Origin of the sequence: Clostridium sp. TF11-13AC (genome assembly GCF_003481065.1) — a bacterium.
GTDB lineage: Bacteria > Bacillota > Clostridia > Lachnospirales > Lachnospiraceae > Otoolea > Otoolea fessa.
This window is the reverse complement of the sequence record NZ_QUKJ01000005.1, coordinates 47,840-72,266: the sequence shown is the minus strand read 5'-3', so window position 1 is coordinate 72,266 and position 24,427 is coordinate 47,840. Positions and strand designations below refer to the sequence as shown.

The following is a 24,427-nucleotide window of genomic DNA, read 5'->3' as shown; positions in this document are numbered from 1 at the left end:
GCAAGGTTGTTTTTCAGTCAGGAGGATAGGGTATGGCAGTATATGAAGCAATCAGAAATTTAGTACAGTACGGAGTCAATACGGGGCTTCTTCAGGAGTCGGATCGCATTTACGCGACGAACCAGATTCTCGAGGTTCTGAGACTGGATGAATATGAAGAACCGCAGGGCGCATGCAGGGAGATTTCACTGGAAGAGACGTTGGATGCCCTGCTTGATTATGCACATGAGACGGGCGTTTTGAAGGAGGACGGCGTGGTGTACCGCGATCTGTTTGACACGAAGCTGATGAACTGCCTGATGCCGCGCCCGAGCGAGGTGATTGGACATTTCTGGAAATTGTATGAGGAATCGCCGGAGGCGGCAACCAATTATTATTACAAATTGAGCCAGGATTCCAATTACATCCGCCGTTACCGTGTTTCCAAGGATATGAAATGGAAAACGGATACAAAATACGGGGAGCTGGACATCACGGTTAATTTATCCAAGCCGGAGAAAGATCCGAAGGCAATCGCGGCAGCCAAACTGGCAAAGCAGAGCGGTTATCCGAAATGCCTCTTATGCAAGGAAAATGAAGGCTATGCCGGACGTGTCAACCATCCGGCGCGCAATAACCACCGCATTATTCCGATCACGGTCAATGACAGCCAGTGGGGCTTTCAGTATTCGCCGTATGTGTATTACAATGAGCACTGCATCGTGTTCAACGGTGTGCACACGCCGATGAAGATCGAACGGGCAACGTTTGTCAAATTGTTTGATTTTGTGAAATTGTTCCCGCACTATTTCCTGGGGTCCAATGCGGATCTGCCGATCGTCGGCGGTTCGATTTTAAGTCACGACCATTTCCAGGGCGGACATTACACGTTTGCGATGGCAAAAGCGCCGATTGAACAGAAATTTGAGATGGAAGGCTTCGAGGATGTGGAAGCCGGAATCGTTAAATGGCCGATGTCAGTTCTGCGGACCCGTTCCAAGAATCCGGACCGCCTGATTGATCTTGGTGAAAAAGTGCTGCGTGCATGGCGCAGCTATACGGATGAGGATGCTTTTATTTATGCTGAGACGGACGGAGAACCGCACAACACGATCACGCCGATTGCCAGAAAGAATGGCGATTTCTACGAGCTGGATCTGGTGCTCCGCAATAACATCACGACGGATGAGTATCCGCTTGGTGTTTACCATCCGCACGCGAAGCTGCATCACATCAAGAAAGAAAATATCGGTCTGATCGAGGTCATGGGTCTGGCGGTGCTCCCGTCCAGATTGAAACAGGAGCTTGCCGATCTGGCGGAGGTGATCCTTTCCGGAGGCGATATCCGTTCCAATCCAGAGCTTGAAAAGCATGCGGACTGGGTGGATGAGTTCCTGCCGAAGTATGAGCATATAACAAGTGAAAATATAAACGAAATCCTGCAAAAAGAGGTAGGTCTTGTCTTTGAGCAGGTACTGGAAGACGCGGGCGTATATAAGTGTACGCCGGAAGGCAGGGAGGCATTTGCCCGGTTCCTGCGCTCAGTGGGCTTCCGATAAAGAGGAGATAATGGAGAGAGATTTATTTTTAAGAAAATATCGGATCGAACAGGAAGACTTTGACGCGGCGGGCGTTTCCTGGGAGGAATTGACTGCGATCGCGGATCATTATGCGACGATCGAGGGAAAGCTGCGGGAGATTGGCAAGGATTTTGTAGATAAGTATCTGTATGATATTGAAAAAGCGGGGATCCATTCCTACCGTTACCGTACCAAGGCACCGGGGCATCTGTTGGAGAAGATCATCCGCAAGAAAAAAGAGCAGCCGGAGAAATTTGCCCAGCTGGGAGTTGATAATTACTGGAAATACGTGACGGACCTTATCGGTATCCGTGTATTCTTCCTGTACCGTGAGGATTGGCGTCATTTCCATGAATACATCACATCGGCGTTTGAAAATGCCCCGGAGCAGTATGTAAAAGACCGTGAGCGCGATTTTGACAACGATGAGACACACTGCTACATTGCAGAGCGTCCGAAGGTATACCGCCGAAACGGGGACAGCCGGATCTACGATGAAAATGTGATCGAAATCAAGTCAGGCGGTATCTACCGTTCCCTTCACTACATCATCAAATACCGCGGTTACTACGTCGAGATTCAGGCGAGAACGCTGTTCGAGGAGGGATGGAGTGAGGTTGACCACGACATTGTTTATCCGTACCACAAGGACGACGTGATGCTGCGCGATTTCTCCCGCCTGTTAAACCGGCTCTCCGGTATGGCGGATGAAATGAGCTCGTATTTCCGCCGGATGAAGGTGGAGAAGGAGTTTGAAGAGGTCCTGCTCGGAGAATATAAGGAAGACAAAGAGGCGAAGCTGCTCGCAAGTATGCGGGAGCTGCTGGGGAAAGAAGAACGATAAGGAATAGGGAAAAGATAACTGGATCAAAAAACAGGCATTGGAATGCTTGCTATCCACACAGTGGTGGATGAAGAGCATTTCAATGCCTGTTTTGCTGTCATAGGTCTATGAATCTGGCCTTACTGGGCACGTATGCGTGAACCGTGACAATCTGGCTGATTCTAAGGACAGATGCCAGATAGGAATGATAGATAATTGGAAGCACATGGAGCTATAATTATAGATCCAGCTTCAAATCGCCTTCCTTGATCCATCCGGCTTTCCGGCAAAGTGCGCCGAAGAACAGGGTCAAAACAGCCGGAAGCACGAAGCAGATGAGCAGGATGCCCGGCCACATCATCGAATTTCCACTTCCCTGCATGGCGGTGTAGATTCCGATCGGTCCGACGAGACCGCAGGTTCCCATGCCGGAACCGGCTGGAATATTTTCCAGATGGAAGACCATCGTGGAGAGCGGACCGGTGACCATCGAGGCGAGTGTCGGTGGAATCCAGATTTTCGGGTTCCGGACGATATTTCCCATCTGGAGCATCGAGGTTCCGAGTCCCTGTGCCAGAAGACCACCCCATTTATTTTCACAGAAGCTTAAAACGGCAAATCCGACCATCTGCGCGCAGCAGCCTGCGGTGGCGGCACCGCCTGCCAGACCGTCGAGGCTTAACATGATGCAGATTGCCGCACTGCTGATCGGAAGCGTCAGGGCGATGCCGATCAGGGCAGAAACCAGAATACCCATGAAAAGCGGCTGCATGACGGTCGCTGTCTTCACCAGATTTCCGAAAGCGGTCATGAATGCGGAGACGCCCGGACCGACAAACTGTGCGGCCAGGATGCCGGAGATGATGGTGACACCCGGGGTGACGAGAATATCAACCGGTGTCTCTTTGGAGACGATTTTTCCAAGCTCGGCTGCGATGATGGTGGCAACGAGCGCGCCGACCGGACCGCCGAGTTCATTGCCCGCGATGCCGACGGTAGCGGCGGAGAAAAGGACGAGCGTCGGTGCCTTTAAGGCGTAGGCAATCGAGACGCCGAGCGCCGCACCGGTCGCGCTCTTGGCGTAGCCTGCGATCGTAGTAAAAATTACAACGCCTGTTTTTTCCCCCAGCGTGCCGAAAATGGTACCGATCAGAAGAGAAGCAAACAGACCAAATGCCATCGCGCCCAGCGCATCGATGAGATACGTCTGAACGGAGATGACAACCTGCTTCCGTTTCAGAAAAGCTTTCACACGTTCCATATTGATAGAACCTCCCAGAGTAAAATAATTGTGAACGGAATGAATCGTTTCAGCCATTCCGGTCAAATCCATGACAGTCAAATAAATGGCTTACACCTGTCTTGACAGGTGTAATGGACGTTTGTATTTTAACACGAAATGGAGAAAATACAAGAGAAAATATAGAAAAAAGTAAAAAAGTTATGGTACAATAAAAAATAATTGACGAGGTGTTTTCGAAAAAGTATGTTCGATCCGAGGGGAGGTATTTCATGCAGAGACGAATTTGTCCGATTTGCGACCATCCGATCAAGTATGGTCATTATTGTTCTTTTTGTAAACAGTGGATCCGGAATCCTAACTATGTCAATGCAACTTATTATCTGAATGAGCGCCACCCGGCGCATGAGACGGACTGTGAGTACCACAATGCGGGATCTGCCTCGTGGGAAACGAGTGCAAGGGCAGGCACAGATGCCATCCGCACGCTTGCGGACCGGGCGAAGGTATATTCCCAGACGCAGAAAGCAGCAGGCGCAGGCAGACAGGCATCCGTCCGGACACAGAACCAGAACAGTATGTCGTATCAGACAACGCAGAGACGAAGCGCGGTGCAGCAAGGAAAAAATCAGAAAAAGAAGGGGAAAATGAGCCTTGTGCTGGTGATTTTGCTGATTTTGTTTGCTTTGTCTGGAATTAATTATCTGTATCGTATGTTTATGTATTTTATTTGGTTGCTATAGATTTTGCCTATGGCAAGATATAGAAAATCAATCCAGAAGATAGCTGCCGGAAGTCTGGCGTTCATTGGGGAAATATGGTATACTGAGCAAAAATCATATAGAATACATAGGCAATAGAGGTCCGGGGCAGAACCGGACGAAATGATGAGAACAGGAGATAAATACGATGAAGATTAAGGATATTTTAGCCAAAGGACAGCCGACGCTTTCGTTTGAAGTGTTCCCGCCGAAGGAGGAGAGCAACTTCGCTTCCGTTGAGAAAGCGGCGCTTGAGATTGCAAAGTTAAATCCGTCATTTATGAGCGTGACCTACGGAGCAGGCGGCGGCACAAGCCAGTATACGGTCCAGATCGCATCGGATATCCAGAGCACCTGCCAGGTGCCGGCGCTGTCACATCTGACCTGCGTCTCCTCGACCCGTGAGAAGGTGCACAGTGTCCTGCGCGAGATTCAGGCACACGGAATTGAGAATGTCCTGGCACTTCGCGGCGATATTCCGAAAGACGGCAAGGTAGAAAAAGATTATCAGTATGCATCCCAGCTGATCCGCGAGATCCGTGAGACCTGCCCGGATCTGTGCATCGGCGCAGCCTGTTATCCGGAGGGACATGTGGAATCGGTCAACAAGACGGTGGATATCGGGCATCTGAAAGAAAAAGTGGAAGCGGGCTGTGATTTTGTGACGACCCAGATGTTCTTTGACAATAATATCCTTTATAATTACCTGTACCGTATCCGAGAAAAAGGAATCACGGTTCCGGTTGTCGCAGGCATCATGCCGGTGACAAACATAAGTCAGATCAAGCGCATCTGCAGCATGTCCGGCACCTACCTTCCGGCACGCTTCAAGGCGATCGTAGATCGTTTTGGTGATAACCCGGCAGCGATGAAGCAGGCAGGTATCGCCTATGCAACTGAGCAGATCATCGATCTGATTGCGAACCATGTAAATGGAATCCATGTATATTCGATGAATAAACCGGATGTAGCGGCGCAGATTAAGAACAACCTGTCGGAGATTCTGTAATGGCGGAAGTCAATCGAAGAGAAATATATCGGTATTTAGGAATTAAAGGGCAGCAGGAGCCGGATCTGCAGACGAAAGATCTGGTGGAGGACTGTCTGGGAGAATTAGAGCGATCCGTCAACTGCCGGAGCTTTTACAGACGATATCCGCTGACGCTGCTGCCAGATTCAGAACTTGATTTTACGTGTTTTAAAGTAAAAAGCCGGGCGCTCAGCCGCAATTTAAAGGACTGCCAGGAGATCATCCTTTTTGCGGCGACGCTGGGTGCTGGTGTGGATCTGCTTCTGCGCCGATACAGCCGTCTTTCGATGAGCCGGGCGGTTGTCCTGCAGGCGTGCGCGGCGGCACGGATTGAGAGTTACTGCAATGAAATCAATGACAAATTAAAAGCGGAGGCAGCAGAAGAAGGACTCTATCTGCGTCCCCGCTTTTCGCCAGGTTATGGAGATCTGCCGCTTTCGTGCCAGCCGGATTTCTGCCGGGTACTGGAAGCGGAAAAGACGGTGGGGATTACATTGACGGAAAGTTTTTTGATGATGCCGTCCAAGTCGGTGACGGCGGTCATCGGAGTATCGAAGATAGCGGCGGGCTGTGTGAAAGAGGGCTGTGAGGTCTGTTCAAACAAAAACTGCCTGTACCGGAGAGATAAATAAGTAAGAAACAAAAAACAGAGAGGAAGCTGACATGGGTATACGGGAAGATTGGAACGATAAAATACTGGTATTTGACGGAGGAATGGGAAGTCTTTTGCAGGGAGCCGGGCTGAAACCGGGCGAACTGCCGGAAACCTGGAATATCAAGCATCCGGAGGTTCTGGTAAAGATCCATGAGGATTATCTGAACGCGGGCGCAAATATTATTTTATCGAATACATTCGGCGCGAACCGCCTGAAATACAATGAGACAGCCGAGTTTAATCTGGATGAGATTGTGGATGCGGCGATGAAAAATGCCCGGACAGCGGTAGAACACTGCGGCCGTGGTTATGTAGCGCTGGATCTGGGACCGACCGGACGCCTTTTAAAGCCAATGGGCGATCTGGACTTTGAGGAGGCGGTCTCCATCTATACCGAGGTGGTAAAGGCAGGCGTGCGCGGCGGCGCGGATCTGATTCTGATCGAGACGATGAGCGACACGTATGAACTCAAGGCAGCGGTTCTGGCGGCAAAGGAAAATTCCGATCTTCCAATCTTTGCAACCACAATTTTCGATGGAAAAGGCAAACTTTTAACCGGCGGAACACCGAAGTCCGTTGTGGCACTTTTGGAAGGTCTGGGCGTGGATGCGCTCGGAATCAATTGTGGATTAGGTCCGGTTCAGATGAAGCCGATTGTGGAAGAACTGCTTCGGTATGCGTCGATCCCGGTGGTTGTCAATCCAAATGCGGGACTTCCGCGAAGCGAGGGAGGAAAGACCGTATATGATATTGATCCGCCAGAATTTGTCGAGGAAATGAAAGGAATGCTGGAGATGGGCGTTTCGGCAGTCGGGGGCTGCTGTGGTACGACCCCGGAGCACATCCGTCTGCTGGCAGAGATGTGTAAGGGCAGAACGAGAAAGCCGATCGAGCCGAAAAATGACACTCTCATCACTTCCTACGCGTCGGTAGTAGAGATGGGAACCGATCCAGTCATTATTGGCGAGCGCATCAATCCGACCGGAAAATCAAAGTTCAAACAGGCGCTGCGCGATCACAACCTGGAATATATCCTGCGCGAGGCGATCACCCAGCAGGAAAATGGCGCTGCGGTGCTTGACGTCAACGTGGGACTGCCGGAGATCGATGAAGTGGCGATGATGCGCGAGGTCGTACAGGAATTGCAGGCGGTGACCGAGCTTCCGCTGCAGATTGATACGACTGACACAGAGGCGATGGAACAGGCGCTGCGTATTTATAATGGAAAGGCACTGATTAACTCTGTCAATGGCAAACAGGAGGTCATGGACGCTGTATTTCCGCTGGTAAAACATTACGGCGGCACGGTGGTTGCGCTGACGATCGACGAGGAAGGCATTCCGGCGACGGCGGACGGACGTATGGCGATCGCGCGGAAAATCTGTGCGGAGGCGGAAAAGTATGGCATCCAGAAAAAAGACATCGTGATCGATGCGCTCTGTATGACGATCAGCTCCGAGCCGACCGGCGCGCTGGTGACACTGGAGACGGTGCGCCGTGTCCGTCAGGAACTTGGCTGCAATACGATTCTCGGCGTTTCAAACATTTCCTTCGGATTACCGCAGCGTGAGATTGTCAACTCCAATTTCTTTACGATGGCGATGCAGAGCGGTCTGACCGCGGCGATCATCAATCCGAATTCGGCGGCAATGATGCGTTCTTATTATAGTTACCGGGCTCTGGCAGCACTGGATGAACACTGCGGCGATTATATTGAGCAGGCAGCGCGGCTGGCGATCCCAAAGGCAGGTGCGGGCGGAGCTTCCGGCGTAGGTGCAGCAGGCAGCGCAGGTTCGGGTGCCCCGGCGGCAGGTGCAGCTGGAGCTTCCGGCAGTGCGGACACTGGCAGCCAGGCATCCGGTCCGGAGCATCAGCTTACGGTCAGTGTGGAGAGAGGTTTAAAAGAGCAGGCGGCATCGGCAGCCGGGGAACTCTTAAAGACCATGGATTCCTTGACCGTCATCAATTCCTGCATGATCCCGGCACTCGATAAGGTCGGAAAGGGTTTTGAGGCAGGCACTGTCTTTCTGCCGCAGCTTCTGATGAGTGCGGAGGCAGCAAAATCGGCGTTTGAGGTCATCAAAAACCAGATGGAGTCCTCCGGGGAAGCAGGAGAGAAGAAGGACAAGATCGTGCTGGCGACCGTCAAGGGTGATATTCATGACATTGGAAAAAATATCGTAAAAGTATTATTGGAGAATTACAGCTATGATGTGCTGGATTTAGGTAAGGACGTAGCTCCGGAGGCGATCGTGGAAGAGACGATCAAGAACCATGTAAGACTGGTCGGTCTGTCCGCCCTGATGACGACCACCGTGCCGAGCATGGAGGAGACGATCAAGCAGCTCCGCAAGGAAGCACCGTGGGCGAAAGTCATGGTCGGCGGCGCGGTTCTGACCCAGGAATACGCGGATATGATCGGAGCAGATGCGTATTGCCGCGATGCGATGGCGTCTGTTAATTATGCGCAGCAGGTGCTGGTCTAACGCTTGACAGTCTGCCTTACTTAGACTAAAATTAGGGTAATTAAAACTAAGAATTGACGAGGGAGGGACAGCTATGGTATCGAAGAAAGTGAAAGTGGTTAATCCATCGGGACTTCACCTGCGGCCGGCTGGCGTGCTTTCGCAGACCGCGATGAAATTTAAGAGCCGGACTCTGATTGAGTGCGGGGAGAAACATATTGTGGCAAAGAGCGTGCTGAACGTGATGGCAGCGGGTATCAAGTGCGGCACCGAGATCACGGTTGCCTGCGACGGACCGGATGAGGAAGAAGCGCTGAAGACGATTACCGAGGCGATCGAGAGCGGACTCGGAGAAGAACTGGAACAGTAAGGTATCAGCCATTGCCTGCACAGTGTGCGGACGGTGACACACATATCAGAACCAGAGGGGGATATTGCAGAACGGCAGAAATTGCAGTTGTGCAGGTATCCCTTTTTAGATGGAAAAGAGGGGTTTTTATGGAACTGAAAATTTACGAACACAAAGCGCAGTATTATGAAACCGACCAGATGGGAATCATTCACCATGCAAATTACCTACACTGGTTTGAGGAAGCGCGGATCGACATGATGGAGCAGATGGGAATGGGATATGACATCATGGAAAAACAGGGGATCATAAGCCCGGTGCTGTCGGTTCACTGCGATTATAAGAGCATGGCGCGGTTTGGCGAGACGGTGCAGGTGCTGGTTCAGATGAAGGAATACAACGGCATCCGCATGACGCTGGAATACACGGTTTTTGACAAGGAAACGGGCGCAATCCGCTGCGTGGGCGAGAGCCGCCATTGTTTCCTGACCCGCGACGGAAAGCCGGTTTCCCTGAAACGCAACTATATCGAGATGGATCGTGCGTTTAGGGAATACAGCGAACAGAGCCAAAAAGAAGAGTAAATGCTGGTCGGTTCGAAAATGGACTGCCAGAGGCGTGCTTGTGCGGAAATTGCCAGAAGCGCTTATAAAGTGCTTGAAAAGCGGGAAAATTATGGTATGATGTAAAAGATAAAAAAGAAACGCAGAGTAGGAATACAGGCGTTAAGTGCTGGTTGAACAGGGAGTTGTCAGCCGGACGAAGAGACCCTCCGGGGTTTCGCGGTCAGTATTCCGCATCCCGCTGCATCGTTGATACAATCTATCTCCTGATGTGGTTCGAGAGATCTGCAGAAAAGGAGGTATTTTTTTATGAAAAAATTTGCAGTATGTTATCAGGCATCCTTTCAGGAACTGAAACACGTGAAAACACTCACGACTGCCGCCATGCTGATGGCTGTCTCCGTTGTTCTGGGATACTTCACGATTGAGGCTGGTCCGTATTTGAAAATCGGATTCGGCGGTGTGGTCAACCAGTTTGTCTACTACCTCTTCGGTCCGGTGGCTGGAGCGGTCTATGGCGGAGTCTTGGACCTGGTCAAATATGTCGTAAAGCCGACAGGGGCATTTTTTCCGGGATTTACGCTGAATGCGATGCTGGGCGGCGTGCTATATGGCACAATTCTGTATCGGAAACCGCTTACCTTCCGCCGGGCGCTCTGGGCGGATCTGGTGGTGGCGCTGATCTGCAACATATTTTTGAACACACTCTGGCTTAGCATGATGTCTGGAAAAGCAATGATGGTGCTTCTGCCGATGCGTGTGCTTAAGAATCTCATCAAGTGGCCGGTGGATGCAGCACTCTTTTATCTGATTGCAAAACGGATGGAGAGTCTTGGACTTGTGCGGATGATCCGTAAATTCCAGGCGGAGTGATGCTGGAGGATTCGTTTTGAGCAAAAGGAAACATACATGGACAGCGAAAGTCTGCAGGCACGGTGGCTGCATGCCATGAAAGGAACCGTTTATGAAAAAATGCATCATGCATGATGGAGGAAAACAGATGAGAGAAAAAGCAGTTTCGCGGAGCCGGGAACATTCGAAGGATGTGGCGCTTTGCGGTCTGTTTGCGGCGCTGGTCGCCGTGGGGGCATTTATCAAGGTTGTCATTCCGACCGGCGCAGATACCATGAACTTCACCTTGCAGTGGTTTTTCGTGATGCTGGCAGCATTTCTGCTGGGCTCCAGACGGGCATTTACCAGTGTGGGTGTCTATTTGCTGATTGGACTTGCGGGCGTCCCGATCTTTGCACGCGGCGGCGGTCCGGCGTATCTGCTGCGCCCGACCTTTGGTTTTCTGCTGGGATTTCTCCTTGCGGCGTGGGTCATGGGAAAGGTCTGTGAATGTTTGAATTCCTGGAAAATGGGAGCGCTGATGACGGCGGCGACGGCTGGATATGTGGTATATTATGGAATGGGAATGGTTTATTTCTATCTGATTACCCATCTCGTAACCCTGCAGCCGATCGGCTGGAAAGCGATTGTGCTGGTTTACTGCCTGCCGGAGATGCCGGCGGATTATATTCTCTGCATTCTGGCGGCGATCATGGCAAGACGGCTGCGCCCGATGGTACAGGCGTATCTGTAGAGAAAAATGAATAGGATATAAAAAAGACAGACAGTCTGAATGCAGTGTAGCAAACGGGCTGTCTGTTTTTGTCTCATAGAAAACGTTACTGTTCACGCATACGTGTACAGTAACGGCACATTCTTTTGTAACGCTGCCAGTTGTGTTTGCCCCCTATCATTTTTGCAGAAAATATGGTAAAATGTACGGAGATTACGACAGGGGAGGATTTGGGCGTTACAGGTTTTTGGTCTTGGAAAACGTCTGAAGAGGATGCAAAAACGAAAACCAGCGAACGATCAGAATCCAACCTGATAAAAAGGAGAAGTATGTATGAGTGAGAATTGCAGTCATAATTGTTCAAGCTGCGGCGAAACGTGTGCCAGCCGGACGATGGAGAGTTTCCGGGTGCCGTTAAATCCACAGAGTTCAGTTAAAAAAGTAATTGGTGTAGTCAGCGGCAAGGGCGGCGTCGGAAAATCCCTGGTGACATCCCTGATGGCATGTAAGATGCGTGCGAGAAACAACCGCGTTGGCATTCTTGATGCAGATATTACAGGACCGTCGATCCCGAAGGCATTTGGCATTCACGGCATGGTAGGTGTGACAGCGGATCAGCTGATGCTGCCGCGCACGACCTCGACGGGGATAGAGATTCTTTCTTCGAACCTGATTCTGGAGCATGAGACGGATCCGGTAATTTGGCGTGGACCGGTTGTGGGCGGCGTGATTAAGCAGTTCTGGAGCGAGGCACTCTGGAAGGACATTGATTATATGTTTGTCGATATGCCTCCGGGAACCGGCGATGTGCCGCTGACTGTATTTCAGTCCCTGCCGCTGGCAGGTATTATCATTGTGACTTCCCCGCAGGAGCTGGTTTCGATGATCGTGGCAAAAGCGGTCAACATGGCGAAGAAGATGGATATTCCGATTCTGGGACTGGTTGAAAACATGAGTTATCTGGAATGTCCGGACTGCGGAAAGAAGATTTCTGTGTTCGGTGAAAGCCATATCGAGGAGACGGCAGACGAGTATGAGATTCCGGTGCTTGCGAAGATTCCGATCGATCCGTCGATTGCGTCCAAGGTGGACGAGGGGCTGGTTGAGTATGTGGAATCCCCATGGCTGGATGCGGCGGCTGACGCAGTGGAGAAGGCATAAAAGAATATAGATATATAGAAGAGGTGGAAGAATACAAATGAATATTGCTCAGAATCCCAACAGCGAGCTGAGCCATTTCGCGGTCAATACGCCTCAGGTGTTTGAGATTCCTGAGACATTCCGGGAGACGGCAAGGCAGTTTCAGGAAGCGATGATGCAGTACAGCTGCGCGATTCGAGAGTTTAAGACGAAGCTGGAAGTGCTCAACGATGAGCTTTCCATGCGGAATGCAAGAAACCCGATCGAGATGATCAAGGCGAGAGTGAAGAAGCCGAAGAGTATTGTAGAAAAACTGCAGCGGCGCGGACTTCCGCTTTCGATCGAATCGATGGAGTCCAACCTGGATGATATAGCGGGTGTCCGTGTGATATGTTCGTTTGTGGACGATATTTACGAGATCAGCCGGATGCTGGAACGCCAGGATGATGTGACCATCATTGCGATCAAGGATTATATCAAGGCGCCGAAGGAAAACGGCTACCGCAGCTACCACATGATCGTGGAAGTACCGGTATTCTTTTCAAGCAGTAAGAAAAATATCCGTGTGGAAGTCCAGATCCGCACGATCGCCATGGATTTCTGGGCGAGTCTGGATCACCAGCTCAAGTATAAAAAGCAGCTGGATGCCCAGGAAGCCGCAGAGATCGGTGCGGAGCTGAAAAAGTGCGCGGATGTCATCGCGGAGACAGATTGCAAGATGTTAAGCATCCGTCAGAAGATTGAGGAAAAACATCCGACGCAGGAAGAATAGTCGTGATGTAAACGAATAGCTCATGTATCGGGGTGCTTTTGGCGGCTGAAGCGCCTGCCATATCTTTAATACATAAAATAGGACAGGGTTTCGGTAATTCGGAACCCTGCTTTTTTATAGATCGAGAGTGCCGGATAATTGTCACTGCTGACGTGAAGAACAATTCGGGTGCAGCCGCGCGCGATCAGATCGTTTAAGACCAGACAGAAAGCAGCTTCACCGATTCCTAGTCCGCGGCAGAGGTCATGGACCCGGAAACCGTAGAAACAGGCATGAAATGTGCCGGGAACGTCCGGGATGGGCTGCATACGCGCCATGCACACGGCAGCCGGAGAGCACATCGGATCCGGCGGAGTCTCTAAAAATTCATAGGTCAGAATTGTAACGGCCGGATCTGGATCATCGGCGCTGTGGAAGCAGTCCCAGCAACTGTCGGGATCAACACTTTCGTTGACGTCACCTTCCGGTGCAGAAGTGCAGGTAAAGGTAAGCGGGCGTTTTTCAACCATGGGAGAGTCAAAGCGTTCGGCCGCCGGGTCAAAGTCCCATTTCATCTGATATTCCTGATCAACGCGGTCAGCGTGAATGGCTTTCATCGTGGCAGCCGTATCAGCAGATTCCGGGTCAACCGGAAATAGAATATCGTGCTCACCGGAGATGTCGCAGGCTTTTTCTAAGAGTGCGGCAAAATATCCGCGTCGGCGCAGGGAAGGGCGGGTGAAGGCGATGCATTCGACGGGTTCCTCGTCCGAAGAGCCATCCGGTGGAAGGATCATTCCCATGATGGCTGCAAGTGTCTCTGATTCATCCAGAAGAAGCAGGAAACAATTTCCGTCTTCAAATGGAAAAGAAATGTGGATCGGCTGCGTCTTCTGGCATTCATTCAACAGTGCCAGGATCTGTTCTGCCTGTCTGGCAGAGAGAGAGTTTGTCTGAATTAAATTCATAACTTCTAATCCTTTCTTTCTTGCAATACAAAGTGTACCAGCTACAAAAGCAGCTGAGAAGATAAGTCTTTCATAAAGATAAACGTATTTGCGGATAAAAACTTCACGTTTTTTGGATCGAAAATGTCTGGATTTTACGAATCGGAAAAGCTTACCTGTATCGTATAAAAAAGACGCAAAAAATTCAAGGAAATTGACAGAATTTATGCTAATTTTCATATTGTCCTATAAATTTGGGAGTGATAGAATAGAGGCATTAAATACGAAAGGTGAAGACATCATGAAGTACTTGAAAGAAGTGACAATTATTTTTGGCATCACAATGCTGGGAGAGTTTTTGAACTATCTGCTTCCGTTTCCGGTTCCGTCCGGCGTATACGGATTGTTCATTCTTCTGCTTCTGCTTTGCACAGGTGCATTACATACAGAAGATGTGGCGGAAGTGGGAGATTTCTTCCTGGATACGATGCCGATTATGTTTATACCGGCAGGTGTAGGTCTGCTTGACAGCGTGCAGGAGGCGGAGTCCATCCTGGTGCCGCTGACAGTGATTACCGTGATTTCGACGGTATTTGTTATGGTTGCGACCGGGTGCGTGGCGCAGAGCATCATCCGCAGAAAGAATAAAGGAGGTGCGAAAGCATGAATGGACTGATTCATTCTTCTCTTTATTTTGGAATGCTGGTCAGCGTTGGCGCGTATATGTTGGGCGTCTGGCTGAAAAAGAAGACCGGCTGGGCGATTTTAAATCCGCTGCTGGTTGCAATTATAGTTGTGATTGCATTTTTATCTGTTTTTCATATAGAATATAAGGAGTATAACCGCGGTGCGGTGTATCTGGGCTATTTCTTGACACCGGCAACGGTCTGTCTGGCGATTCCGCTGTATAAGCAGCTGGAGCTTTTGCGCCAGCACCTGATTGCGGTTGCTTCTGCAATTGTGGCAGGGGTAGCGGGAAGTGTCGGCAGTATCTATGTGATGTGCCGTTTCTTTCAACTGGAGCATACGCACTATGTGACATTGCTTCCGAAGTCCATTACGACGGCGATTGGCATGGGCGTCAGCGAGGAAGCGGGAGGTATCGTGACGCTGACGGTTATCAGCATTATAATTACAGGAATTTTGGGAAATATTATAGCCGACTGGCTGTTTCAGATATTTAAAATTGAAGAGCCAATCGCGAAGGGTCTGGCACTTGGAACAGCAGCTCATGCGATTGGAACGGCAAAGGCGCTGGAATTAGGCGAGATCGAGGGTGCGATGAGCAGCTTGTCAATTGCGGTCGCCGGTCTTTTGACCGTAGTGGTAGTACCACTGATGTCGGGACTGATTTAAAGGTGGTGCTGAAACGGTCAGAATTTGTATAGAAATTGGAATGCACGTAGAGAGGCAGAGAAAAAGATACTGCGGGTCATGCGCATGATAACGGCAGCAAAAAGATAGGAGGGGAGCAGGTATGATGAATTTGTATGAGGCGATAGGATGTCGCCATTCAGTTCGAAAATACACCGATCGGGAGGTCACGGAGAAGCTGCGTGGGCAGATCCTGTCCTATTTTGATAAGACCTCCCGGTTAAATGACCGGATCCGGGTTGAGGCAGTGATATTCGACAATACAAAGAAAAAAGCCGATGTCCACGGACTCTGGAAGGTGGATGCTCCCTACTATCTGGCGATCTATTCGGACCAGGAGGAAGGCTGCGAGCGCAATGCCGGTTATCTGATGGAGCAGATGGTGCTCTATATGACGGCAAAAGGGCTTGGAACCTGCTATTTGGGCAGCGTGCAGCCGGCGCAGAAGGTGCGCGGCGGCAAACGCTGCCTGATGATGGTCGCATTCGGCTACCCGGAGGGCAAGCTCTACCGTGAAAGCCCGCTGGCAAAGCGCCTCCCGCTCAATGAACTCTGTATTTTCAAGGAAGAAGCCGGAGAGCAGATGAAGACGATTCTCCGTGCGGCGCGTCTCGCACCGTCCGCGATGAACACCCAGCCGTGGCGCTTCATCGTCTATTCCGACCGAATCTATGTGTTCGCCCTAAAAACCCGCTTTCCGGGCAAGAGCTTCCATGCGATGCGCGAATTCAGCATCGGCATCATGCTCTCCCACATTATGCTCGCCGCCGAAGAACTCTGGATGGAACTTCAGACGGAGACGGAGGAACATTTTGCGGCTAAAAGTTACAAAAATGGAGATTATGTGGCGACGTTGACGCTGCATTAGATGCATTGATTCATTGTATTAAATGTTGAAATAGTTTATATTTGAGCAAGAAAAACTAATTTTGCAATTTTAAAACCAATTATTCAAAGAAACGATACACTCAAGAAAGAAGCGCGCCAGCCGTCCGATGCCGTGACAGCTGGCGCGCTTCTTTCGGGGCAATCAAAAGGGCATAAGCAAAAACCCTTTTTTCCTTGCTCCGTGCCCTTGAAAGCGCCCTCCACTTATGATAAAATAAGTTGATTATTTATGAGAGATACTCTGGAGGAGAACGTGATGGTTAGTAAATTGATTGAGAAGATTCAGAAGACAAAGGCACCGATCTGTGTAGGACTGGATCCGATGCTTGGATATATTCCGGAGCACGTGAAGGAAAAAGCATTTGCGGAGTTCGGAGAGACCCTGGAAGGAGCGGCAGAGGCGATCTGGCAGTTTAACTGTGCGATCGTGGATGCGACGGCTGATCTGATTCCGGCGGTCAAACCGCAGATTGCGATGTATGAGCAGTTTGGCATCGAAGGCCTGAAAGCGTATGACCGGACTGTCAAATACTGCCAGCAGAAGGGCTTAATTGTCATCGGAGACATCAAGCGCGGCGACATCGGTTCCACATCGGCTGCCTACGCAACCGGTCATCTCGGCAGCGTGAAGGTTGGAAATACGACCTGTTCCGCGTTCAATACCGAGTATGTGACGGTCAATCCGTATCTGGGAACCGACGGCGTGAAACCATTTGTGGACGAGTGCAACGCATCCGACCGCGGTATCTTTGTACTGGTAAAGACTTCTAACCCATCCAGTGGCGAGTTCCAGGATCGTCTGGTGGACGGCCGCCCGCTTTATGAGCTGGTAGCGGAGAAGGTCGTTGAGTGGGGGGAGGCTTCCATGGATGGCGACTACAGTAATGTAGGCGCAGTTGTGGGCGCAACTTACCCGGAGATGAGCAAGATTCTGCGTAAGCTGATGCCGAAGACTTACTTTCTGGTTCCGGGTTATGGCGCACAGGGCGGTACGGCAGAAGACTTAAAATACTGCTTCAACGAGGATGGACTGGGCGCGATCGTCAATTCTTCCCGCGGTATCATCGCAGCATACAAGAAAGACGCATACGCCAAATTCGGTCCGGAGCATTTTGCGGACGCATCGAGACAGGCTGTCATTGATATGATTGCGGACATTGGACGCGTACTGTAAGGAGGAGCTCATGGCACAGAAGAAAGAGACAGCAGTTGTATATAGTCAGGAAGAACTGGCACCTGGCATTTTCAGTATGTGGATCGTGACGGACATAGCGGACGAGGCAAGACCGGGGCAGTTTATCTCGGTCTACAGCCAGGACGGTTCCAGACTTCTTCCGCGCCCGATCAGTATCTGCGAGGCAGATCCGGATGAAGGACGCCTGCGGATCGTATACCGGATTGCCGGTAAAGGAACGGATGAATTTTCCAAATATGTTTCCGGAGACCCGATCGACATCATGGGACCTCTGGGAAATGGTTTCCCGCAGGAGGGCGAAAATGTATTTCTGATCGGCGGCGGTATCGGTGTTCCGCCGATGCTTGAGATGGCGAAACAGTTAAACTGCGAAAAACAGATCATTTTAGGATACCGGGATGAAAATCTCTTCCTCCGGGATGAATTTGAGGCATATGGAGAAGTCTTTGTGGCAACCGAGGACGGAAGCGTCGGCACGAAGGGCAATGTCCTGGACGCGATCCGGGAGCAGAACCTGACGGCGGATGTGATCTACGCCTGCGGACCGACCCCGATGCTGCGCGCCATCAAGGAGTATGCGGCAGAAAAGGGAATCAAGTGCTATATTTCCCTGGAGGAGAAGATGGCATGTGGAATCGGCGCCTGTCTGGCATGTGTCTGCCAGTCGAAGGATGTAGACCACCACAGCAATGTACACAACAAGCGGATCTGCAAGGATGGTCCCGTATTTTTAGCCGAGGAGGTAGAATTATGAGACAGATGGCAGTCAATCTTGCGGGTGTAGAGCTTAAAAACCCGGTCATGACGGCATCCGGAACCTTTGGTTCAGGGGCAGAGTACGGCGAGATGGTCGATCTGAACAAGCTCGGCGCGGTTGTGACCAAGGGTGTGGCAAATGTGCCGTGGCCAGGCAATCCGACCCCGCGTATTGCGGAGGTGTACGGCGGCATGATCAACGCGATCGGCTTACAGAATCCGGGGTATGATTTATTTGCATCGAGGGATATCCCGTTTTTACGTCAGTATGATACGAAGATTATCGTCAATGTATGTGGAAAAACGACGGAAGATTACGTCGATGTAGTGGAAAAACTGGCGAGCCAGCCGGTCGATATGCTGGAGATCAACATTTCCTGCCCGAACGTCAAGGAGGGCGGCATCGCATTTGGACAGGATCCGAAAGCAGTGGAGGCGATCACCCGCGAGGTAAAACGCCATGCGAAACAGCCGATTATCATGAAGCTCAGTCCGAATGTTACCGACATCACGGAGATGGCGAAGGCAGCCGAGGCAGGCGGTGCGGATGTGCTGTCCCTGATCAACACACTGACTGGCATGAAGATCGATATCAACCGGAGAACTTTTGCGGTAGCCAACCGTACCGGCGGTCTGTCCGGCCCGGCAGTGAAACCAGTGGCAGTCCGCATGGTTTACCAGGTGGCGCAGGCGGTCAAGCTTCCGATCATCGGCATGGGCGGTATCATGAATGCGGACGATGCGATCGAATTTATTCTGGCAGGCGCAAGCGCGGTGGCAGTCGGTACGGCGAATTTCCATAATCCGTATGCGACGGAGGAGATCGTGAAGGGCATCGACGCCTATATGGCAAAATATGGCATTGAAGATATACATGAACTGATTGGTGCGGTTCGGTAAGATAGGAGAGTATGATGGAACAGTATAAGCAGGAATTTATCAATTTCATGGTAGAGAGCGAAGTGCTCAAGTTTGGCGAATTTACCTTAAAGAGCGGACGTAAATCTCCGTTCTTCATGAACGCGGGTGCATATGTAACCGGTACGCAGCTGCGCCGTCTGGGCGAGTATTACGCAAAGGCGATTCATGACAACTATGGTCTGGATTTCGATGTCCTGTTTGGACCGGCTTACAAGGGAATCCCGCTGGCAGTTGCCACCTCGATGGCGATCAGTGAGCTGTACGGCAAAGAAGTACGTTACTGCTCCAACCGGAAAGAGGTCAAGGATCACGGCGATACCGGCATCCTTCTGGGAAGCAAGTTAAAGGACGGCGACCGCGTCGTTATCATCGAGGATGTAACCACTTCCGGTAAATCCATCGAGGAGACCTTCCCGATCCTCAAATCCCAGGCAGATGTGGAGATCAAAGGCCTGATGGTATCTTTAAACCGTATGGAGCGCGGCAAGGGAGAAAAGTGTGCGCTGGATGAGATCAAGGAACTGTACGGCTTCCCAACCGCAGCGATCGTATCGATGTCAGATGTCGTAGAGTGCCTGTACAACAAGGAGTGCCAGGGCAAGGTCGTGATCGATGATACACTGAAAGCAGCGATCGACGCATACTATGAGCAGTACGGTGCAAAATAGAGATTTGGTTCACGGAGCGGCATGCTTGAAATGGGAAATGCCATGCGACGGAGTGTAAGAAGGAGCGGATCGATATGGAAAAGATCTACAAAACGATGCAGGGAACCGGTGTGATTAATATCGTGATTGGAAGCGTGATCATCACGGTAGGGCTGGCAGCCGGTGTGATGGCGATCGTCAGCGGTGCGTTTTTACTGAAACGCAAATCAGATATTACATTCTAAAAATTGGATTTGAAACAGGGCAGATATGCCCAGTCGAAAGAGAAAAACCGTATGACCGGGGACGGTGTACGGTTTTTCTCATTTCTGGCAGTTTATGTGGGGAATTATGTGGAAACGGACAAAAACGCATCAGAAGGTGTGCTGGATATTCTTTGTCGCATACCTGGTGCTTCTTATATATTTTATGTTTTTTTCGGACGGATTCGGGCGCGCGCCGCATGTGGAGTATGCCTATAATCTCGTTTTATTTAAGGAAATCAAACGGTTTTATATTTATCGTGATATAGTGGGGACGGAAGCGTTCCTGTTAAATACGGCTGGAAACGTGGTGTGCTTCATGCCGTTTGGATTTTTCCTGCCGATCATCAGTCCGAGATTTGGAAAATGGTACCTGATGTTGATTCTGAGCTTCCTTCTGACTTTGAGCATCGAGACGATTCAGCTCGTATTCAAGGTGGGAAGTTTTGATGTGGATGATATGTTTTTAAATACGTTAGGTGGAATTGCTGGCTACCTCTGCCAGTGGATTACACGTGCAATTGGGAGGTGTCTGCATGGGACGTCAAACAGATAACCGGATTTCTTATATCCGCAAGCCGATGGCGGAACACGGCTATCTCTGCCTGGGACTGGCGGGAGTCGGTCTGCTGCTGTGCGTGGCAGGGATGGCATTCAGTGTCCGCAGTCAGGGCAATACGCCGGTCGGCGCGCTGTCGATGTGCTTTTCGAGCATATTATTTTCCGTGGCGTCGCTGATGTACGGATGGAAATCTTTTAAAGAAGAAGAAAAAAATTATATATTCGCGAAAATTGGTACGATTTTGTCGGGGCTTCTGGTCATCTGGTGGATTGTGACGATTTTGATTGGCATCCGGGGCTAAGAATGAATGGTTTTTATGCGTGGCTTGCCTGTAATGCCGGACCAATGGAACGCCGGTAAGAGCCTTTGCGGCGGGCGTGGTTTGAAAGTGAAATTTGGCGATGGCAGAAGGAGGGAAATATCTGAACATGAAATATTGGGAACTTTTGAAAGAAGAAAATGAGGCGGTTGCGGAGCGCCATGAGCTCGCGATGGAGCGCATCGGCCATATGAAAGAAGAAGCGACGGTTGGCGAGCCATACCGGGCATTTTTTGAGCGCACCGTCCAGTTTATCGAGCTGATAGAAGAAACCTTCCAGAAACAGATGGATGGGACGCTGGCGGCGATGAGCCAGAAAGAGGCAGCAGAATTTAACCGGACACTTTATGCGGATATACTTCCAGGGGCGTATGGGAAGAGCTTTGCGAACCCGGACTATGCGGCAAAAGAGCTGGGAGAGAACTATGGTCCGTGGCTGTCATTTCTCTATACGGAGATCCGCAGCGCGATCGTTTATGCCTATGAGAGCCGTCTGGTGGATGTGACGGTGTTGGAGGAACTGTTTATTGAGGTTTACAACCTGTTTGAGGGCGGTACTCCGGAGGTGGCGGAGCTTCGCGAGCCGCTCTACTATTTTGTCAGTGATTATTGCGACAGGATGCTTCCGTGGCGGGTGCGTGAGACGCTGGATCCGTCGCTGGATTTTGGAAAATCGATCATCATGGACAGTGATTTAAACGATCTGCGTTATCTGTACCGGTTTGGCGAATATATCTCGGAGACAGAGCTTGCGACGGCACGTTTTATGAATGAGCTGCCGGAGGAGACGGTACGCCGGATGGCAGATACCTACACAGAAGGCTACCGCAAGGGATTTGCGGCGACCGGACGCAGCTATGAGGGCAAGAAAACGGTGCAGATCCGTTACCACATCGGATTTGAGCGCATGATCCGGATGGCAGTGGAAAATTTCCGCGAACTCGGTCTGGAGCCGATCATTGCCCGCGCCTCCATCGGCACGGTGAACCGGATGGCGGCGCGCACGAACGGTTACTATGGCACACCGGCGAACCGCCAGTACGAGTATGATCACCGCTACGACAATGCGGTTTACCTGGACAAGGCCTTTCGTGAGCGGAAACTGTCTATTTTGAAGGTGGCATATGAGACATACAAGGATCTGGCGTCGGTATATGCCGGTCCGGCAGTTGTGGAAACCTTCGGCGAGGCCGGATTTGAGCCGGTCAATGCAGCAGCAGCCTTTTCTTTAAGTGAAAAACAGGAGAAACTGCTGTTATCCTACAGCAATGAGGCGATGCAGATTGTGGACGCGTATATTCCGGGAACGGAGACGAGCTTCACAATCATTGCATTCCCGCTTCCGGAGATCGGAGCGGAGTTTGAGGCGATTTTTAAGGAGACGATCCGCATCAATACGCTGGACTATGAGCTGTACCGCGACATCCAGCAGATCATGATCAACGAACTGGATCAGGCATCGCAAGTCCACATCAGCGGACGCGGCGGCAACCGCACCGATCTGACCGTACAGCTTCACACGCTTGCTGAGCCGACGAAACAGTCGAATTTCGAAAACTGCGTAGCGGATGTAAATATTCCGGTTGGAGAAGTCTTTACCTCCCCGCAGCTTGCTGGGACAAACGGGCTTCTGCATGTCGGCAGCGTCTATATCGGGGAATTTCAGTTCAAAGATCTGGAAATCCGGTTTGAAAATGGTATCGCTGTCTCCTATACCTGCAAAAACTTTGAGACGGAAGAGGAAAATAAGGCGTTAGTGAAACAGATGATCCTCAAAAACCATGAGACGCTGCCGATGGGCGAGTTTGCGATTGGCACCAACACAACTGCGTATGAGGTAGCGCTGCGCTACGGCATTCTCGACAAATTCCCGATTCTGATTGCCGAGAAGATGGGACCGCACTTTGCGGTAGGCGATACCTGCTACAGCTGGATGGAGGACTGCCCGGTCTTCAACCCGGATGGACGCGAGATGGTGGCGCGTGAGAATGAGATTTCAGCAAAACGCAAAGAAAACCCGCAGGAGGCATATTTTGGCTGCCATACAGACATTACAATCCCGTACTCCGAGCTGGATACGATCGAGGCGATTCATCCAGATGGAACGAGTGTAAAGATCATCGCGGGCGGACGGTTTGCGCTGCCGGGGACGGAGAAGCTGAATGAGCCGCTGGAAAAATAAAAAGAAAAAGTCATAGAAAACAGGTTTATTCTCATATAATCTCCTGAAAAGGGATTCCGGAGCAGCCGGATGGGAGATAGAATCAGAAAATGGATAGCCGTTCTGCTGGCAGGAAGTATACTGGCGATGATTCAGTTGGTTCCGGCCGGCGGGGCGGTTTTTGTTCGTGAAAACATAGAAAATAAAGAGATTCTGGGAGAGAAAGAGACTTCTCTACAACAGACCCTTCACGCCCGCGCCTGGGTTCTCATGGATGCGGACAGTGGGCGTATTCTGGCGGGGAAAGATGCGGATACCGCTTATCCGATGGCAAGCACGACGAAGATTCTGACCTGCATTCTCGCACTGGAACAGGGAAATCCAGATGACTGGGTCGAGGTATCAGAGAAAGCGGCCTCTATGCCGGATGTCCAGCTCAATATGCGGGCGGGGGAGCGGTACCGCCTATCGGATCTACTCTATTCCCTGATGCTGGAATCCCACAACGACAGCGCTGTGGCGGTGGCGGAGCACATCGGGGGAAGTGTGGAAGGATTTGCGGAGAAAATGAACCGGAAAGCGCGGGAGATAGGATGTAAGAATGTTTGTTTCGTGACACCGAACGGTCTGGACGTTGCGGATGAGGATGGAAACGAACACAGCGCTTCTGCGGCGGATATGGCGCGGATCATGCGCTACTGTGCGTTCCAGTCGCCGTGCCGCGAAACATTTCTGGAAATTACCCGTACGGCATCACGGACGATTCAGGATGAGTCGGGAAACCGTTCATTTTACCTGGCAAACCACAACGCGCTTTTAAGCCAGTGCGCGGAGGTGCTGTCGGGCAAGACAGGATTTACCGGGAAAGCCGGGTACTGTTATGTGGCGGCGTTAAAAAAAGAGGGAAAAGCATTTACGGTGGCGCTTCTCGGCTGCGGGTGGCCGCCGCACAAGACGTACAAATGGGCGGATATGCGGAAACTCGATCAGTATGCATTTGATACATATAACTGGTATGATATATTTGACCGGGAGAAAACATTTCCGGAGGTGGAGGTGAGGCGGGGCGTGAAAGGAACGACGGCGCTCACACTGAATCTGCCATCGGAAAAACAGATGTTTCTGATGCTTCTGCGCGCGGACGAGAAGCCAGACATCCGTTATGAGTACCCGACCGAGCTGGAAGCACCGGTTCATGAAGGACAGGAGGTCGGGCAGGCATCCTATTATATTAATGACGAGCAGGTGGCTGCTTATCCGATCTATGCGGCAGAAACAGTGGAGAAGATTGATTATGGGTGGTGTTTAAGACGGTGCATTTCGTATTTTGAAACAGAATTCAGATCAATATGGCAAATTCCTGCTGCCACCACGTTTTCTTACGGCACTTTCGGTTCCAAAAGTGCCTACCCGTGAACAGCAACGACTTGTTCACAATACTTTTACAAAAATCTGCTTTATTTTGCTGGTTAATTTTGTTATAACTATAGATAG

26 protein-coding genes and 1 riboswitch are annotated in these 24,427 nt (G+C 50.8%); of the genes, 24 read left to right on the top strand and 2 right to left on the bottom strand.

The window, feature by feature from the left end; translation table 11 throughout:
* Positions 1–32 precede the first annotated feature (32 nt).
* Positions 33–1,538: a UDP-glucose--hexose-1-phosphate uridylyltransferase gene (galT, locus tag DXD12_RS11115; RefSeq protein ID WP_117796167.1), complete on the top strand. Its 1,506-nt coding sequence runs from the start codon at positions 33–35 to the stop codon at positions 1,536–1,538.
* Between the two features lie 10 nt (positions 1,539–1,548).
* Positions 1,549–2,403 carry a RelA/SpoT domain-containing protein gene (locus DXD12_RS11110; protein WP_265104151.1) on the top strand — a complete coding sequence of 285 codons (855 nt, stop codon included), beginning with the start codon at positions 1,549–1,551 and terminating at the stop codon, positions 2,401–2,403.
* Positions 2,404–2,620: 217 nt separating this feature from the next.
* Here the strand turns inward: DXD12_RS11110 and DXD12_RS11105 are convergent, their stop codons facing one another.
* Complete coding sequence (locus DXD12_RS11105) at positions 2,621–3,643, bottom strand: PTS sugar transporter subunit IIC (protein WP_022359346.1); 1,023 nt, start codon at positions 3,641–3,643, stop codon at positions 2,621–2,623.
* 251 nt (positions 3,644–3,894) lie between these two features.
* Between DXD12_RS11105 and DXD12_RS11100 the strand changes: the two genes are divergently transcribed.
* From DXD12_RS11100 to DXD12_RS11055, 10 genes are all read left to right on the top strand, one after another.
* A complete protein-coding gene (locus tag DXD12_RS11100) occupies positions 3,895–4,365 on the top strand; it encodes a hypothetical protein (RefSeq protein WP_118638368.1) in 471 nt (156 codons plus the stop codon).
* Positions 4,366–4,531: 166 nt separating this feature from the next.
* Complete coding sequence (metF, locus tag DXD12_RS11095; RefSeq protein WP_022359348.1) at positions 4,532–5,392, top strand: methylenetetrahydrofolate reductase [NAD(P)H]; 861 nt, start codon at positions 4,532–4,534, stop codon at positions 5,390–5,392.
* The gene (locus tag DXD12_RS11090; protein ID WP_118638367.1) at positions 5,392–6,045 is read left to right on the top strand and encodes a vitamin B12 dependent-methionine synthase activation domain-containing protein; all 654 of its coding nucleotides are present in this window, start codon (positions 5,392–5,394) and stop codon (positions 6,043–6,045) included. Before metF ends, DXD12_RS11090 begins: the two co-directional genes overlap by 1 nt.
* Positions 6,046–6,076: 31 nt before the next feature.
* Positions 6,077–8,554, top strand: a complete 2,478-nt coding sequence (locus DXD12_RS11085) for a homocysteine S-methyltransferase family protein (protein WP_118638366.1) — start codon at positions 6,077–6,079, stop codon at positions 8,552–8,554.
* A gap of 73 nt (positions 8,555–8,627) precedes the next feature.
* On the top strand, positions 8,628–8,903 hold the full coding sequence (locus tag DXD12_RS11080) for an HPr family phosphocarrier protein (protein ID WP_022359351.1): 276 nt from the start codon (positions 8,628–8,630) through the stop codon (positions 8,901–8,903).
* A 128-nt stretch (positions 8,904–9,031) separates the two neighbouring features.
* Complete coding sequence (locus tag DXD12_RS11075; RefSeq protein WP_107000491.1) at positions 9,032–9,466, top strand: acyl-CoA thioesterase; 435 nt, start codon at positions 9,032–9,034, stop codon at positions 9,464–9,466.
* A 120-nt stretch (positions 9,467–9,586) separates the two neighbouring features.
* A riboswitch (THF riboswitch) is annotated at positions 9,587–9,691 on the top strand.
* 63 nt (positions 9,692–9,754) lie between these two features.
* Complete coding sequence (locus DXD12_RS11070; RefSeq protein WP_022359353.1) at positions 9,755–10,318, top strand: folate family ECF transporter S component; 564 nt, start codon at positions 9,755–9,757, stop codon at positions 10,316–10,318.
* A 127-nt stretch (positions 10,319–10,445) separates the two neighbouring features.
* Positions 10,446–11,030 (top strand): biotin transporter BioY, encoded by a 585-nt coding sequence (locus DXD12_RS11065; RefSeq protein ID WP_022359354.1) that lies wholly within the window; start codon positions 10,446–10,448, stop codon positions 11,028–11,030.
* A 312-nt stretch (positions 11,031–11,342) separates the two neighbouring features.
* Positions 11,343–12,170: an Mrp/NBP35 family ATP-binding protein gene (locus DXD12_RS11060; protein ID WP_022359355.1), complete on the top strand. Its 828-nt coding sequence runs from the start codon at positions 11,343–11,345 to the stop codon at positions 12,168–12,170.
* 37 nt (positions 12,171–12,207) lie between these two features.
* A complete protein-coding gene (locus DXD12_RS11055) occupies positions 12,208–12,921 on the top strand; it encodes a GTP pyrophosphokinase family protein (protein WP_107000490.1) in 714 nt (237 codons plus the stop codon).
* Positions 12,922–12,986: 65 nt separating this feature from the next.
* Here the strand turns inward: DXD12_RS11055 and DXD12_RS11050 are convergent, their stop codons facing one another.
* Positions 12,987–13,868, bottom strand: a complete 882-nt coding sequence (locus tag DXD12_RS11050) for a GNAT family N-acetyltransferase (protein WP_182457069.1) — start codon at positions 13,866–13,868, stop codon at positions 12,987–12,989.
* A gap of 280 nt (positions 13,869–14,148) precedes the next feature.
* Here DXD12_RS11050 and DXD12_RS11045 point away from each other — a divergent pair, with 280 nt between their 5' ends.
* From DXD12_RS11045 to DXD12_RS10995, 12 genes are all read left to right on the top strand, one after another.
* Positions 14,149–14,514, top strand: a complete 366-nt coding sequence (locus DXD12_RS11045) for a CidA/LrgA family protein (protein ID WP_107000488.1) — start codon at positions 14,149–14,151, stop codon at positions 14,512–14,514.
* On the top strand, positions 14,511–15,203 hold the full coding sequence (locus tag DXD12_RS11040; protein ID WP_107000487.1) for an LrgB family protein: 693 nt from the start codon (positions 14,511–14,513) through the stop codon (positions 15,201–15,203). Before DXD12_RS11045 ends, DXD12_RS11040 begins: the two co-directional genes overlap by 4 nt.
* 121 nt (positions 15,204–15,324) lie before the next feature.
* Positions 15,325–16,089: a nitroreductase family protein gene (locus DXD12_RS11035; protein ID WP_333489839.1), complete on the top strand. Its 765-nt coding sequence runs from the start codon at positions 15,325–15,327 to the stop codon at positions 16,087–16,089.
* Between the two features lie 276 nt (positions 16,090–16,365).
* Positions 16,366–17,283 (top strand): orotidine-5'-phosphate decarboxylase, encoded by a 918-nt coding sequence (gene pyrF / locus DXD12_RS11030; RefSeq protein WP_022359361.1) that lies wholly within the window; start codon positions 16,366–16,368, stop codon positions 17,281–17,283.
* A 10-nt stretch (positions 17,284–17,293) separates the two neighbouring features.
* Entirely contained in the window at positions 17,294–18,058 is a 765-nt protein-coding gene (locus DXD12_RS11025; protein WP_107000486.1) for a dihydroorotate dehydrogenase electron transfer subunit, read from the top strand.
* Entirely contained in the window at positions 18,055–18,960 is a 906-nt protein-coding gene (locus DXD12_RS11020; protein ID WP_118293471.1) for a dihydroorotate dehydrogenase, read from the top strand. The genes DXD12_RS11025 and DXD12_RS11020 overlap by 4 nt, the downstream gene beginning before the upstream one ends.
* 14 nt (positions 18,961–18,974) lie before the next feature.
* Positions 18,975–19,649 carry an orotate phosphoribosyltransferase gene (gene pyrE / locus DXD12_RS11015; protein ID WP_107000484.1) on the top strand — a complete coding sequence of 225 codons (675 nt, stop codon included), beginning with the start codon at positions 18,975–18,977 and terminating at the stop codon, positions 19,647–19,649.
* 74 nt (positions 19,650–19,723) lie between these two features.
* A complete protein-coding gene (locus DXD12_RS15370) occupies positions 19,724–19,873 on the top strand; it encodes a hypothetical protein (protein ID WP_022359365.1) in 150 nt (49 codons plus the stop codon).
* A gap of 106 nt (positions 19,874–19,979) precedes the next feature.
* Complete coding sequence (locus DXD12_RS11010; RefSeq protein WP_107000974.1) at positions 19,980–20,447, top strand: VanZ family protein; 468 nt, start codon at positions 19,980–19,982, stop codon at positions 20,445–20,447.
* On the top strand, positions 20,428–20,754 hold the full coding sequence (locus DXD12_RS11005; protein WP_107000483.1) for a hypothetical protein: 327 nt from the start codon (positions 20,428–20,430) through the stop codon (positions 20,752–20,754). The genes DXD12_RS11010 and DXD12_RS11005 overlap by 20 nt, the downstream gene beginning before the upstream one ends.
* Before the next feature lie 127 nt (positions 20,755–20,881).
* Positions 20,882–22,954: an aminopeptidase gene (locus DXD12_RS11000; RefSeq protein WP_118638364.1), complete on the top strand. Its 2,073-nt coding sequence runs from the start codon at positions 20,882–20,884 to the stop codon at positions 22,952–22,954.
* A gap of 69 nt (positions 22,955–23,023) precedes the next feature.
* Entirely contained in the window at positions 23,024–24,349 is a 1,326-nt protein-coding gene (locus DXD12_RS10995; RefSeq protein ID WP_118638363.1) for a D-alanyl-D-alanine carboxypeptidase family protein, read from the top strand.
* Positions 24,350–24,427: the final 78 nt, after the last annotated feature.

Bases quoted from the DNA above. Each gene is read 5' to 3' on its own strand.
- DXD12_RS11080 (WP_022359351.1), top strand. From the start codon at position 8,628: ATGGTATCGAAGAAAGTGAAAGTGGTTAATCCATCGGGACTTCACCTG.
- DXD12_RS11005 (WP_107000483.1), top strand. From the start codon at position 20,428: ATGGGACGTCAAACAGATAACCGGATTTCTTATATCCGCAAGCCGATG.
- DXD12_RS11060 (WP_022359355.1), top strand. From the start codon at position 11,343: ATGAGTGAGAATTGCAGTCATAATTGTTCAAGCTGCGGCGAAACGTGT.
- DXD12_RS11040 (WP_107000487.1), top strand. From the start codon at position 14,511: ATGAATGGACTGATTCATTCTTCTCTTTATTTTGGAATGCTGGTCAGC.
- DXD12_RS11075 (WP_107000491.1), top strand. From the start codon at position 9,032: ATGGAACTGAAAATTTACGAACACAAAGCGCAGTATTATGAAACCGAC.
- galT (WP_117796167.1), top strand. From the start codon at position 33: ATGGCAGTATATGAAGCAATCAGAAATTTAGTACAGTACGGAGTCAAT.
- DXD12_RS11090 (WP_118638367.1), top strand. From the start codon at position 5,392: ATGGCGGAAGTCAATCGAAGAGAAATATATCGGTATTTAGGAATTAAA.
- DXD12_RS11065 (WP_022359354.1), top strand. From the start codon at position 10,446: ATGAGAGAAAAAGCAGTTTCGCGGAGCCGGGAACATTCGAAGGATGTG.
- DXD12_RS11025 (WP_107000486.1), top strand. From the start codon at position 17,294: ATGGCACAGAAGAAAGAGACAGCAGTTGTATATAGTCAGGAAGAACTG.
- DXD12_RS11010 (WP_107000974.1), top strand. From the start codon at position 19,980: ATGTGGAAACGGACAAAAACGCATCAGAAGGTGTGCTGGATATTCTTT.
- DXD12_RS11000 (WP_118638364.1), top strand. From the start codon at position 20,882: ATGAAATATTGGGAACTTTTGAAAGAAGAAAATGAGGCGGTTGCGGAG.
- DXD12_RS11045 (WP_107000488.1), top strand. From the start codon at position 14,149: ATGAAGTACTTGAAAGAAGTGACAATTATTTTTGGCATCACAATGCTG.
- DXD12_RS11085 (WP_118638366.1), top strand. From the start codon at position 6,077: ATGGGTATACGGGAAGATTGGAACGATAAAATACTGGTATTTGACGGA.
- metF (WP_022359348.1), top strand. From the start codon at position 4,532: ATGAAGATTAAGGATATTTTAGCCAAAGGACAGCCGACGCTTTCGTTT.
- DXD12_RS11035 (WP_333489839.1), top strand. From the start codon at position 15,325: ATGATGAATTTGTATGAGGCGATAGGATGTCGCCATTCAGTTCGAAAA.
- DXD12_RS11050 (WP_182457069.1), bottom strand. From the start codon at position 13,868: ATGAATTTAATTCAGACAAACTCTCTCTCTGCCAGACAGGCAGAACAG.
- pyrE (WP_107000484.1), top strand. From the start codon at position 18,975: ATGGAACAGTATAAGCAGGAATTTATCAATTTCATGGTAGAGAGCGAA.
- DXD12_RS11020 (WP_118293471.1), top strand. From the start codon at position 18,055: ATGAGACAGATGGCAGTCAATCTTGCGGGTGTAGAGCTTAAAAACCCG.
- DXD12_RS11070 (WP_022359353.1), top strand. From the start codon at position 9,755: ATGAAAAAATTTGCAGTATGTTATCAGGCATCCTTTCAGGAACTGAAA.
- DXD12_RS11110 (WP_265104151.1), top strand. From the start codon at position 1,549: ATGGAGAGAGATTTATTTTTAAGAAAATATCGGATCGAACAGGAAGAC.
- DXD12_RS15370 (WP_022359365.1), top strand. From the start codon at position 19,724: ATGGAAAAGATCTACAAAACGATGCAGGGAACCGGTGTGATTAATATC.
- DXD12_RS11105 (WP_022359346.1), bottom strand. From the start codon at position 3,643: ATGGAACGTGTGAAAGCTTTTCTGAAACGGAAGCAGGTTGTCATCTCC.
- DXD12_RS11055 (WP_107000490.1), top strand. From the start codon at position 12,208: ATGAATATTGCTCAGAATCCCAACAGCGAGCTGAGCCATTTCGCGGTC.
- DXD12_RS10995 (WP_118638363.1), top strand. From the start codon at position 23,024: ATGGGAGATAGAATCAGAAAATGGATAGCCGTTCTGCTGGCAGGAAGT.
- pyrF (WP_022359361.1), top strand. From the start codon at position 16,366: ATGGTTAGTAAATTGATTGAGAAGATTCAGAAGACAAAGGCACCGATC.
- DXD12_RS11100 (WP_118638368.1), top strand. From the start codon at position 3,895: ATGCAGAGACGAATTTGTCCGATTTGCGACCATCCGATCAAGTATGGT.